Source organism: Vibrio sp. STUT-A11 (genome assembly GCF_026000435.1).
Lineage (GTDB): Bacteria > Pseudomonadota > Gammaproteobacteria > Enterobacterales > Vibrionaceae > Vibrio.
Genome location: NZ_AP026763.1, coordinates 696,566 through 708,839 on the forward strand (window position 1 = coordinate 696,566; position 12,274 = coordinate 708,839).

General features: G+C 45.4%; 14 protein-coding genes. 13 read left to right on the forward strand and 1 reads right to left on the reverse strand.

Annotation, left to right across the window (positions count from 1 at the left end; translation table 11 throughout):
* Positions 1 to 141: 141 nt before the first annotated feature.
* A complete protein-coding gene (locus OO774_RS03275; protein WP_264904669.1) occupies positions 142 to 1,005 on the reverse strand; it encodes a LysR family transcriptional regulator in 864 nt (287 codons plus the stop codon).
* A 325-nt stretch (positions 1,006 to 1,330) separates the two neighbouring features.
* Here OO774_RS03275 and OO774_RS03280 point away from each other — a divergent pair, with 325 nt between their 5' ends.
* The 13 genes from OO774_RS03280 to OO774_RS03340 all read left to right on the forward strand — a co-directional run bounded on the left by OO774_RS03280 (position 1,331) and on the right by OO774_RS03340 (position 12,271).
* On the forward strand, positions 1,331 to 1,546 hold the full coding sequence (locus OO774_RS03280; RefSeq protein ID WP_264904671.1) for a Flp family type IVb pilin: 216 nt from the start codon (positions 1,331 to 1,333) through the stop codon (positions 1,544 to 1,546).
* Between the two features lie 36 nt (positions 1,547 to 1,582).
* The gene (locus tag OO774_RS03285; RefSeq protein ID WP_264904672.1) at positions 1,583 to 2,020 is read left to right on the forward strand and encodes a prepilin peptidase; all 438 of its coding nucleotides are present in this window, start codon (positions 1,583 to 1,585) and stop codon (positions 2,018 to 2,020) included.
* A 16-nt stretch (positions 2,021 to 2,036) separates the two neighbouring features.
* The gene (cpaB, locus tag OO774_RS03290; protein WP_264904673.1) at positions 2,037 to 2,879 is read left to right on the forward strand and encodes a Flp pilus assembly protein CpaB; all 843 of its coding nucleotides are present in this window, start codon (positions 2,037 to 2,039) and stop codon (positions 2,877 to 2,879) included.
* 29 nt (positions 2,880 to 2,908) lie between these two features.
* A complete protein-coding gene (locus tag OO774_RS03295) occupies positions 2,909 to 4,243 on the forward strand; it encodes a pilus assembly protein N-terminal domain-containing protein (RefSeq protein WP_264906054.1) in 1,335 nt (444 codons plus the stop codon).
* Complete coding sequence (locus OO774_RS03300; protein ID WP_264904674.1) at positions 4,240 to 4,716, forward strand: hypothetical protein; 477 nt, start codon at positions 4,240 to 4,242, stop codon at positions 4,714 to 4,716. The genes OO774_RS03295 and OO774_RS03300 overlap by 4 nt, the downstream gene beginning before the upstream one ends.
* On the forward strand, positions 4,716 to 5,951 hold the full coding sequence (locus OO774_RS03305; RefSeq protein ID WP_264904676.1) for a chromosome partitioning protein ParA: 1,236 nt from the start codon (positions 4,716 to 4,718) through the stop codon (positions 5,949 to 5,951). The genes OO774_RS03300 and OO774_RS03305 overlap by 1 nt, the downstream gene beginning before the upstream one ends.
* On the forward strand, positions 5,948 to 7,219 hold the full coding sequence (locus OO774_RS03310; protein ID WP_264904677.1) for a CpaF family protein: 1,272 nt from the start codon (positions 5,948 to 5,950) through the stop codon (positions 7,217 to 7,219). Before OO774_RS03305 ends, OO774_RS03310 begins: the two co-directional genes overlap by 4 nt.
* Positions 7,220 to 7,224: 5 nt before the next feature.
* The gene (locus tag OO774_RS03315; RefSeq protein WP_264906056.1) at positions 7,225 to 8,127 is read left to right on the forward strand and encodes a type II secretion system F family protein; all 903 of its coding nucleotides are present in this window, start codon (positions 7,225 to 7,227) and stop codon (positions 8,125 to 8,127) included.
* A complete protein-coding gene (locus OO774_RS03320) occupies positions 8,124 to 8,984 on the forward strand; it encodes a type II secretion system F family protein (RefSeq protein ID WP_264904678.1) in 861 nt (286 codons plus the stop codon). The genes OO774_RS03315 and OO774_RS03320 overlap by 4 nt, the downstream gene beginning before the upstream one ends.
* Entirely contained in the window at positions 8,984 to 9,682 is a 699-nt protein-coding gene (locus OO774_RS03325) for a tetratricopeptide repeat protein (protein ID WP_264904679.1), read from the forward strand. Before OO774_RS03320 ends, OO774_RS03325 begins: the two co-directional genes overlap by 1 nt.
* A gap of 107 nt (positions 9,683 to 9,789) precedes the next feature.
* On the forward strand, positions 9,790 to 10,236 hold the full coding sequence (locus OO774_RS03330; protein WP_264904681.1) for a pilus assembly protein: 447 nt from the start codon (positions 9,790 to 9,792) through the stop codon (positions 10,234 to 10,236).
* Positions 10,236 to 10,760, forward strand: coding sequence for a tight adherence pilus pseudopilin TadF (tadF, locus tag OO774_RS03335; RefSeq protein ID WP_264904682.1), 525 nt, complete (start codon positions 10,236 to 10,238; stop codon positions 10,758 to 10,760). The genes OO774_RS03330 and tadF overlap by 1 nt, the downstream gene beginning before the upstream one ends.
* Before the next feature lie 2 nt (positions 10,761 to 10,762).
* Positions 10,763 to 12,271: a pilus assembly protein gene (locus tag OO774_RS03340; RefSeq protein ID WP_264904683.1), complete on the forward strand. Its 1,509-nt coding sequence runs from the start codon at positions 10,763 to 10,765 to the stop codon at positions 12,269 to 12,271.
* The last annotated feature ends 3 nt before the right edge of the window (positions 12,272 to 12,274 follow it).

Sequence of the window (12,274 nt, forward strand, 5' to 3'; positions counted from 1 at the left end):
CGTCTATCCAGTAAACCTCGATCAAGAAAACCTCGCTGTCGATGAAAAATCGGTCGGAAATACGCTTTGGCGAAAAGATTGCAATACAAATCCTCAATCACCGTTGTCCCTCGCTGTTAAGAATGACCCGTTACTCTTGGCTTATAGCGGTAAGCGTCTCATTCTGAGTTTGTCATGAAACCATTGATGGTACTTTCCGTAATCCACGCTACTTGGCCAAATCAAACAGGCGTAGATATGCTTGCTAAATAGACCACTTTCATTGGGCAGCTTTGCCAAGACCTCTTGTTGCCTAATGTGAGTAATGGCATGCTGTGGCACAAAAGCGATGCCTTTTTGCGCGATACAAAGATCGACAATCATATTGATGTCCTCGAGCACCCAAATCTGGTTATTTGCCATATCGGATAGATCGAGTTCGTACTCATAGCCATCTAACAGTAACAGTCGAGATTCGGTCACTTTTGGCATGTTAAGCTGTTGTTGGTGCACAACCCAATGACAATTCACAGGAAACAGTTCGTCGATATTAAAATTCAACGTGGTACGGTGATAGGGGTTACCAATGGCGAAGTCTATCTCATCTTTGTCAATGCATTCGATGAGCTTATGGCTCGGTTTTGTTACAACGGTTAATTCTACACCCGGAAAGGTATCGCAGAATTCGATCAGCGCCGATTTTACCGCAGGGCTGAACAGTAAAGGATCAATACCGATACACATACGCACCAACTGACCATTCATTAAAGACTCAGCGACGTGGTTGAGATCTTTGTATTTTTTAATAATGGGCGAGGCAAGCAGATAGAGCTTTTTCCCCGGCTCGGTCAGTGCGATGGGTTTAGTGTCACGATCAATCAATGCGTAGCCTAGCATCTCTTCGAGGCTTTTTACCGCGCCACTTACGGTCGATTGTGATTTACCTAACTTTCTTGCTCCTGCACTGAACGAGCCATAAGTTACCACCGCATGAAAAGAAATCAGATTATCGAATGCCAGCTTCATCGTGCGCCTACTCTTGTTATCGTTGTTACTATTAGCGTAATTGCTATTTGGCAAGTTGAATAAAGTAGTAATTAAATTGTGATAAAAATCAAGAACTTTGTCAGAGGAAAAAAATCTTATTTTTTATTGATAAATTTCAAATTGAAAGTAATTGATTGAATTATAAGAAATTTTAATAAGTATCTCTAAATAATGAGAATTATTTATAGTATGAGTGAGTGCTAATCATCGGTAGCACCGATATGTTTCATTATTGAGACGGCATTCCTCGATCTATGCTCATAGAGAAAACCAATAACATACAAACACGGAAGAGGGTAACACCATGATTACTAAACTTTATGTCACCGCAAGCAACTACTTACACGGCCTTAAAAATGACGAGCGTGGCGTAACCGCCATCGAATATGGTCTTATCGCTATCGCTATGGCGGTGATGCTGGTAGCTGTATTTTATGGCAGTGGTAATATTATTGAAGAATTGAGAGAGGGCTTCGAAAAAATAGCCACAGCACTGGATACAGCTAACAAAACGAAATAGCTGTAAACCAAAATCACGACAACTAAGACTGTGTTGGTGATTTATGCCCTACTAGCGCTGTTCTGTGCGATGGTGTCGCTGTCGGATCTGCGCCATCGCACCATCAAAAACAGCCACGTAGCGGTGATTGCCGTGTTGGCCATGGTCATTGGCAGTGCAGACTTCTCGCTGGCGAGCATCTGGATACTTGGCATCTGTTGGTCTGCGCTGCTAGTTCTGCATATTTTTAATGTAATGGGAGGGGGAGACGTAAAACTCATTGCTGCTTTCTCTTTGGCACTCCCGACGACTTTTCTGTTGCCTGCGCTTGTGTTGGTGACGGTGTTTGGCGGGATACTCGCCATCATCTATCTGCTCAAATTCTGGTGGATGTCACGGCGCAAAGAGCATGACAGTGCGCAGATCGGTCTCCCTTACGGAATTGCAATTTGCTGTGGTTTTTATTTGGCACTTGTTTTGAACGCAGCCGTTTAATCAGTGGGAGGGGCGTATGCGATCTCGTATCGGGGTGGTGCTGGCTCTGTTAGCGTTGGTGATTGGTGGATTTGGGCTGTTCAGCCAAATGTCTAATCAACCAGAGCAGCAGGCAAGCGTTGCCCAAGACAATAACTCTAATCAACCTCAGGTGCACTACGTTCAGGTATGGCGCGCTAAGCAAGATCTTACCCGTGGCAGCGCCATCGGTATTCAAGATGTTCAAAGAGAGCAAATGCAGCTCAACATGGCGTTAGAGGAGGGGATAAACGCCGATATTCAACTCGATTTTTCACCGACCACTTTGCTGTTTAACGATGTGCCTGAGGGTGAAATCGTATTCGCAGAATACCAAGTCAAGCAAAACGACCCAAGGCACATTGACTTGTTGATTACGGCAGGGAAAGAACCGTATTCACTGCTGGTCAGCACCCGCAATCTAGTCAAAGGCTATATTCGCCCTGGTGTGTATGTGGATGTATTGTCGGTGGGGTCGCCACAAGAAAACTTATCCGATGAGCGCAAAAGCAACATTGAGTTTAACGGGGTCAGCGCACGCCACATCTTACGTAACGTGAAGGTACTAAGCGTGGGCAACTCTAAAGAGCCAGTGGACTCTCCGGTCAAATCTAACGTCTCCAGTGACGACGACAATCAAATTGTCATCGTGGTCGAAGTCGAGCCGAGTGAGATCGCCAAGTTATCCATCGCGCAAAAAACCATGTACCTCGAAGTGTACAGAACCCATCACTACCAAGAACCTGTATTTGCAGAAGTGCGGGATGTGATAGGCAATTACAGCGGGGTTGCTGAGTTAAGAGGGGCATCTCGACAATCTGCACAAGGAGAAGAGCTGTGATGGTATTCACAATAAAAACGACTTGTCGAATGGCGGTGTGTGCGTTGCTGGTGTTGCTATGTAATGCCTCCGTCTATGCGGCCGAGCGATACATTACTGTCGGCGATGGGCAACACATCGTCGTCGACGAAGCCATCTCAACCATTTTTATCAGTGCGCCAGAGGTTGTGGACTACAACGTCGTGAATGAAAACACCGTCGTGGTATTCGCCAAAGGGGTCGGGCAAGCACGGTTGATTGTTTACGGTAAGTCGAACAAGGTTTTGCTTTCTGAGCGAATCATTGTCGATGTCGATCTCTCACTGGTGCGCCGTCAGATCAAGCTGATGTATCCGGATCTGGATATCAAAGTTGAATCGGTGGGTGAGCAAGTGGCAGTGAGCGGTATCGTGGAATCAGAGCAACAACGTGATGACATTTATCGCATGGTTGCGACCTTGCTCGGGCGTGACAAAGTCGAAAAGTGGGAAGCGACACAAATTCTTGAATTTGAGGGTGACGGTTACGACGTAGAAGAGCCGCAAAGTATGATCTTTGCCCGCAATATGACTTGGCAAGGTATTTTGGAGCTGCTTGAAGTCGCCATGGATCAGCAAGTTAACGTTAAGATCTCGGTAGCGCAAGTAACGGAAAGCTTCTCGAAAACGGTGGGGGTAGATTGGTCTTCTGTCGGAGCAGATGTTGGTGAGTTCCTGTTTCAACAATTTGATGCCGCGGATTTAACCACCCTGATTACTGCTCTCGGGAATGAAAATGTGGCGCAAATCTTGGCAGAGCCTAACCTGACCGTCATTTCTGGCGAATCTGCGAGCTTCTTGGTTGGGGGCGAAGTTCCGGTGGTGGTGAGTACCAATAACAACATTAATATTACGTTCAGAGAGTTTGGTATCAAGCTCGATCTCACCGCGAAGGTATTGCATGAAGACAAGATCCGTATGCGGCTTATGCCAGAGGTGAGTGAAGTCGAAAGGTACATTCGTGCCGCAGGGATCGAAGTACCTCAGTTTGCCACCCGACGAGCTATGACCACGATAGAATTGGGAGACGGAGACAGCTTCGTGCTTGGTGGTTTAATGAGTAGCGCCGACTTAGAAGAGCTACAGAAAACGCCACTTTTGGGGGATGTGCCTATCTTGGGAGCGGCATTTCGTAAAGCCTCTACAGACCGACGCCACACGGAACTGATTATTGTTGCCACGGTAAATCTGGTTAAGCCGATGAAGAACAAAGACATTCAAATGCCATACATCAAAAAAACCTCGACACTGCACCGTTGGTTTAATGTGGCCGATGCCAATGATGAAGGCAATAAAGGCAATGACCCAACCATCAAGTTGCTATCTCAGGGAGGGTTTATCCAATGAGACGAACACTAATGACATTGCTAGGTGTGGTATTACTCTCCGGTTGCGCAGAGCGTTACTTTAACGGCCCCGGCGCCGAGGCCCTGATTTATCCAGAAACCCACGTGTATCAATTGACGATTAAATCGACAGCCGAATCCGCCGCGCAATTGGGTGAAATTGTCGACCAAGTGGATGAAATCGATTCAGGTGCCAGCTATTTACTCGAATATCGCAATAGCAAAGGGAAACAGGTGGCGTTGCATACACTCAAAGCTCGCCCGGCATTACCACAGCGAGCCGAAGCATTCGCCCTTAAACAAAACAGTACCTTAGCCAGCGATTTGCAATTGACGGTCACTTACCATGCTCTGATGACAGCGGCGTGTAAACCAGCACAAATCGAACAGGCTAACCCAAGTCGAAACTGCTTTTCTGAAGTCGCCAGGATGAAGCAAGTTTCTCACAAGGAACGCATAGTGGAGGGGCTCTAATGTTTGATTTAGGAAAATCGCTTAAGCAGATCAAACCACCCATTTTAGAGGGCGGACATGGCCCTTCGGGTTGTGTGTTGCTGTATCAAAGCGCCGAGTGTGTCTCTCTGGTAAAGGAAATGTTCGGCTTTGAAGGTTGGAGTGAGCCAACCTGCATCAAGCAAAACTCGGTACCGAAAAACTTCTTTTCTGAACAGAGCGGTAACATTGTGATTCTGGAGCTTTCTGAGTCCTCTGACATCGTTGCCGATGCACAACGGTTAACCAACCAAATGCCGACGCATAAGGGTATTGTGGTGATCGGCACGGAAGATTCGATCAGCGTTTTGCGCCAGTTGAAAGATATCGGATTCTACTATCTATTTTGGCCAATCAATAAACATGAGTTTGCTGACTTCATCATGAACGTTCATCGTAACTTGCAAACCTACACCGGGGTGAGCAAACAGCGCAGAGCAAAACGTGTGGCAGTGGTAGGCAGCAAAGGTGGTATCGGCACCTCTTTTATAGCCACGGAGATCGGCTCAAAACTGGCAGAAAATGACATCGATAACGTGCTGGTAGATCATCAGTATAACAACAGCAATATTGATGTATTGCTGGCGTTAAACGATTATAAACCACGCTCGATAGACGAGTATGCGGTTCCTGTCCATGAGCTCGATACGGAAGGGGCACTCAGCTATCTGACTAAAATCCGCAAAAATTTACGCTTGTTATCCCTTAACAGTGAGCGTTCTCAGGCCGAAATTTTTAACTACAGCCAGGCATTGTGCGAGCTACTTAGCCGCAATACCAACTTCATCATTGAGGATTTTTCCGGCAGTGTCGATTTTAAAGTTGACCCGCATATGCTAATTGATAATTACGATGTGGTGGTGGTGGTTTTTGAGCCTTCTATTGCTTCCATTCGTAATGCCCGCTCTCTGCTTGAACACCTGGAAAGTAAACAGCTTTCCATGAGCAAACGGGTTCGGATCATCACATTGGCCAATCATCATCGCCCAGAAAATACCTTTGTGATTGAGCAAAAAGACCTGAAAAAATACTTAGGATCAGAGGTTAACCTCAATATGGCCTATTGTCGCTCGTTGGCGCATCTGCTGCTGGAGGGTAAACGTGCGCACAAACATGATCGCAGTATTAGCCACACAATTGATGATCTCACGCGTCTTATCAATGGCCAGCCGGCCCAGCACATTAGCGGTTTTCTCGCTAGATTGGGGGTAAGATGAGTTCAAATAAAGAGGTTTATTCTGCGTTCCGGGCCCAGATCTTTGAAGCGTTGGATGTGGAAGCGATACAGTCCCTTGAACGGTCGGAGATCGAGGGACAAATTCGAAATGCCGTGGATGTGTTAGCGCTCAACTTTGATCGCCCCATCACCAGTATGATGAAGTCTAGTCTGGTTAAAAGCATGCTAGATGAGCTGTTTGGTTTGGGGCCGCTCCAGCCTTTGGTGGATGATAAAGCGATCACCGATATCCTGGTCAACGGCCCGAATAATGTCTTTTATGAAAAGCACGGCAAGCTAGAAAAATCCGACATCACTTTCATTGACGAAGACCAAGTACGCACAATCGCCAAGCAAATTGCCGCTCGGGTCGGACGTCGTGTGGATGAACTTTCACCCACGGTGGATGCTCGCCTGGAAGATGGTAGCCGGGTAAACGTGGTTATTCCTCCGATTGCCTTGGATGGCACCTCCATTTCCATTCGTAAATTCCGTGAACAAAACATAGGGCTTGAGGAGCTGGTGGAATTTGGCTCTATGTCCATGGATATGGCGAGGCTGTTGTCTATTGCTTCTCGTTGCCGGATGAACATCTTGATTTCTGGCGGTACCGGGTCAGGTAAAACCACGCTACTGAACTCGTTATCTCAGTATATTAGTGAAGATGAGCGCATCGTCACCATTGAGGATGCCGCAGAGCTGCGCTTGCAACAACCAAATCTGGTGCGTTTAGAAACCCGTGCTGAGAGCATTGAGCATACAGGCTTAGTGACTCAGCGGGATTTGGTGATCAATGCGCTGCGTATGCGTCCTGACCGAATTATTCTCGGTGAGTGTCGTGGCTCGGAAGCATTCGAAATGTTGCAAGCGATGAATACCGGCCACGAAGGTTCGATGTCGACCTTACATGCTAACTCACCTCGTGACGCGATATCCCGTGTGGAATCTATGGTGATGATGGCGAATTTAAACCAACCTCTTGATGCCATTCGTCGTGCGATTGTCAGTGCCATCGAATTGGTGGTTCAGGTTAGTCGCCTGCGTGATGGGTCGCGAAAAATCACCAGCATTTCAGAAATCGTCGGTCTTGAAGGCGAAAGTGTGGTGATGGAAGAGATCTTCCGCTTCCAATACGAAGAAGTTGGCTATGGCGAAGCCGTTCGAGGACGTTTCCTTACCGAGGGCTTAATGCAACGTTCTGAGTTGGTGAAAAAAGCCCATTTCTATGGCTTGTATGACGAGCTGATGAAAGCGTTTCAAGGAGCATGAACATGATGTTATGGATATCTTTCATACTATTTTGTATCGCTATTTTGTTCTTATTGAGCGGTAAAAAGAGCAAGATCGAGAACTATTTCCCGGAAACGGAAGTGGATGAAGATATCATTACGGCGATTAACCTCAATGCACTCCTGGATCAAAACTTGTGGCAGCGGTTAAAAAACAGTGTATCGCCTGCCATTAAGGTGCTTGGTCCAAGAGCGTACTTGATTACTTTTCTATTCTTGTGCTTGTCTGGTTATGTCAGTTATTACGTCGTTTACCAGCTGCTGAATGTTAACTCTGCCATTTTTTCATTCGCCATCTTTGCTTTCTCTATACTTTGGGGCTACTTCTGGCTGCAAAATCGACGCCGATTAGATTTTGAGAAAAAATTCCCTGATGCATTGAACATTCTAATGAGTGCGGTTACGGCTGGGGAAAGTTTGATGCACGCTTTTTCCTTTGTGGGTGACAACATGGGTGGGGAAGTCGGCAGAGAATTCCGTGAAATGGGCGAGCGACTCAAACTGGGGGAAAACCCAGAAAAGGTATTGCTACGCTCGTGCAAAGCGTTCCCTTACCCAGAATACATATTTTTCACTATTACGGTGCGAGCTAACCTCAACCGTGGCGGACAATTAAAGCATGTACTCGCGCGCTTAATTCGTATTCTGGTCGATGCAAGAACGTTAGAGTCGAAAAAAATGGCAATGACGTCAGAGGCAAGAATTTCAGCCAAAGTGGTGGCAGCCATTCCGGTGGTGTTCGCCATCATTATCAGCCAAATTAATCCTGATCATATCGATTTTGTGCTTAATGATGCTCGTGGCCGAATCGTTTTATATTACGTCGTCGGCAGTGAGCTGCTTGGGTTATTTATTGTTTGGCTTCTGGTAAAAGGGGTAAGACGATGATTGTAGCAATAAGTGTATTACTGATTGTGTGCGCGCTTACGTTTGTCTTTTACGATTACTATTACACGCGCAAACGAGAAGTGGCATTAAATAAATATTTAAAACACAGCAGAAAAAAGCAAGAAAAACAAAAGCTGGATACCTTTATTGTTAAGTTTGGTGAAGGAAGTAAAAAAGATTTAGAGCAAAAATTATTAAACGCGGGTTATTACAATAAACAGCTCGCCAAATATTACTTCCCATTTAAAGCCTTATTGTTTGTTGCAGCACTGATCTTTATTTTCTTTATGCAGACAAGTTTTAACAACAAGATAATTCTGCTTCTTGCCGCTGCGGTTTCTATTATTATCTTGCCGGATTTTTTGCTGGAAGTTCGCCGGCGTTGGCTGGTGCGTAAAGTGTCGAAAAACCTGCCTTATGTGCTCGATATTATGGCGATATGTGTGCAAACCGGTATGACGATAGAGGCATCTTTTGCCTATTTAGCCAAAGAGCTGAAACTCTTCGATAAAGATTTGTGTTATCAAATTAGCAAAACTTCAGAATCAGGCAGAGTGCTCGGGATTGAAAAAGCCCTGCACGATCTCTCGCAGCGCTTACCCGCCCCAGAGATCAACAGCTTTGTGCTGACTATTATTCAAAACCTGCATTATGGCGCCTCTGTTGCTGGCGTGTTGAGTGATTTAGCAGAAGATATGCGCCGTATTCATTTGCTCGAGGTAGAAGAGAGAATGGGTAAATTATCAGCAAAAATGAGTGTGCCTTTGATTTTGCTGATCATGTTCCCAATCGTAATTTTCATTCTTGCCCCGGGCTTTTTGCAAATTGATTTATCGACGCTATCGGGGAATGGATAATGAAAATAATCGCCGTTATGAGCCTCTCACTCTTTTTAGTTATGGGTTGCAGCACTACCACACACAATGAAGAAAATGTGGTGACAAGTATGCAGCGGGTAGAAAACCACTCAGGGCTGATCAGTCACTATAAATTGCTTCTGGAACAGAATCCGGATGATGTGCAGGTGATGCAAGAGTTGGCGCATGTCTATTTGGAAAAAGGGGATGTTGAGTCGGCTAAATTTTATGTGCAGTACTTGCTCGATAAGGGTATTGAAAACGCGTTGCTCGTTCAGCTCAGAGGACAAATCCATAGTCAGGAAGGAGAAGACAGCTTGGCGTTAGAGCAGTACCAGCGTGCCATTGCCATGGGACATGATACAGGAGAGATCCAAGTGTTGTCTGGTATTGCCTACAGTAATCTTGGCGATTTTTCGTTGGCAGAGCGTGCTTTCAACCAGGCTCGCCTCAAAGGTTACAACGATGTGGCGATAAAAAATAACCTTGCCGTCGTGCATTTAGCTCAGCAACAGTATAACGATGTGATTGTGCTGTTAGCACCGGTTTACCAAGAGAATCCAAATAACGAAAAGGTGCGCGCGAATTTGGCAATCGCACTTTTCAAAACCGGTGAAGTGTCTCAGGCGAGGGAATTGCTTGAGGATGCCTTTACCGATGCTCAAGTTGCACAAATATCGAGAAAGTTACACCGTTAAATAGGGTGAACGATATGAACCATTTATCTACCAGATATAAGGTAACAAAAACAACGATGTCGTTATCTCGATCACGTTCATTAGCAAGATCGAAAGGGATAACAGTAGTGGAATTTGTTTTGGGCGCATTGGTGCTGGCAATTTCATTGCTCATGTTGTTTGAAATGGGGCTACGTATTTATACCACCAGTGTGGTTGAGTATGCGCTAAGAGAAACCGTGCGTAGTACCAAGATCTTTGAGGGTAGTAGCACTTACAGCAGCTATAACAATACCTTACGAGCTGCGTTAGATGAGGGTGGTACGCTTTGGTCTGCTTTTACCCCTGCGGACAATTTCACTATTACGGGTAAGTATTACTTAACTTATGCCGATCTGATTGCGGACGCCAGTTTGTCCGATGCAGAAATGCTGGAAGATGATTTAGGCTATCAAATTGCTGAAATAACCCTAACGTACAACTACCAGCCTGTTTTGAATGTATTTTCCAGTGATCCTGTTCCTATCACCAGAAGCACTTTGATTAACTTAGAGCATGAAGGTTGGGGGGAATAATGATGAAATTACCAACCCGACAAAAAGGCGCGTTCACCATTGAGCTGTTTTTTGTGTTGATTGCGATTGTGACCATTTTTTATTTTATGACCGATCTTAGCGATAAGCTAATGGCAAGAGCACAACTCGATCGTGGTAGCTTTGCCCTGGTGAATATACTCAAAGAGCGCAGTCGTTATTACGATGAAAGGGTAAATATAGACGCTACGGATACGTCACAGATGCAAATACTGGCAGCCCGTTTACTGAATACCACGGAGAGTAGCGTGGCAATCAAAATTGAAGCGCTGCACAACAAAACCGATTGGCAAGTGTTCGAAAGTCAGCAATACACAAATTTAGGCTGCAGTGCCGTTGCGTTGAAAGATAAATCGGATCTTGTCCCTGTTGAAAATGGCGTCGTGTTTCCCTTGTATCAAGTGACGCTGTGCCAAAAGAAAAACTCTTGGTTTGCAACACTTTGGGGGGAATCTAGCCAACCGACAATGACAATCACATCCAGTTCTGTTGTGGTGGGGAGGTAATCATGAGTTCCATTATCAGGCAACCGTTCAGAACCCCGTCCATACGCAAGCAGAAAGGGGTAGCGGCTATTTGGTTTGCGCTCAGTCTTGTCCCTGTCCTTGGAATCACGTTTTTTGCTGTAGAAGGCACACGTTATATCCACGAGACCAGTCGTTTACGGGACGCAGCGCAAAGTGCCGCACTGGCCATTACGATTGATGACAAGGCAAACCAAGCGGATGCCTTAGCGACGAAATACATCCAGGATTATGTGCGTGATATTTCTCATGTCGATATTCAAACCGTTAGGACCTATCAAGAGCCGACAGAGGCGAACGATAATACTGAGAAAATTCAGTATTCGGTGCAAGCGGTAACGACGCACAATTCTTGGTTTGCCAGTAATTTGATCCCGTCATTTAACGCACAAGAGAAGCTGGCCGGGCAAGCCGTCGCGGCTAAATACCCATTCTATTTAGGCGATAAAATCATTGATTTGGTTTTGGTGAGCGACTTTTCAGGCTCGATGAATAGGGAATGGCAGGGCAAAGTGAAAATTGCTCTGTTGAAAGACGCAGTACAGCAGATCTCTGAGCGTATTTTAGTGCCAAGAGCTGGTGAAACTGAGGTGCTTAACCGAGTGGCGATTGTGCCGTTTAACCTTAGGGTACAAGAGAAAATACAAGACAGATTATATTCAAGTAGCCAGGTCAGATACAAAAATGATGTAAATCCGGATATTTCACCAGTGTCATTCGAACAGGTGGACTGGTCATACTGGGCAGACTTCTCAAAGAGTGAGGTAAACGACTGTGCTAATGAATCGAGTAAATGTCCGGGTGAGGAAGGAGAACAAAGTGAGGCAAAACGAGTCATTGATGTACTTAATCAAAGCTACGGTTATTTAGAATCACCAAGATACGTTAGCTATTCAAAATCTGTGAACGATATGTTTAACGACAAAGTAGCCGATCCTGATTTAACTTTCCATTTTGATTCCAACAATAACAAACTCTACAGTAAGAGCATCACTAGCCCCAAGCCTAATGGCTTTTATACCATTCCGCTTACGGCAGATAAAAGCACACTCGAAGAGATGCAAAGCATGAAAGCGGATGGTGGTACTGCCGCTTATCAAGGATTGTTGCGTGGTTTTCAGATGATGGAAAGCGGTCGCCCCTCCACAGGCAGTAGTGAAGACGATATTCAGCAATATAACGAGCGTCTCAAAATGCTGATTGTGATCAGTGATGGTAAGGAAGATCCATTTACAAATATTTTGCCAAATCTTGTCGATAAAGGCATGTGCGATAAAGCGCGAGAGCATTTTGCAACCGCTGAGGGCTATTTATATATCGGCGTGATAGGGGTGAATTTCAGTGCTTCTGCGCAAAGTGGTTTCCAAGACTGTGTGTTGAACCCGGATGAAGACATCATTGATGTGACAGAAACAGAAGACTTTATTAAGAAAATCGAAGAGTTAATTCAAAAAGGATCTCGTGGTAGTGGTGTGTCGAGACTATATGGGTGAAAA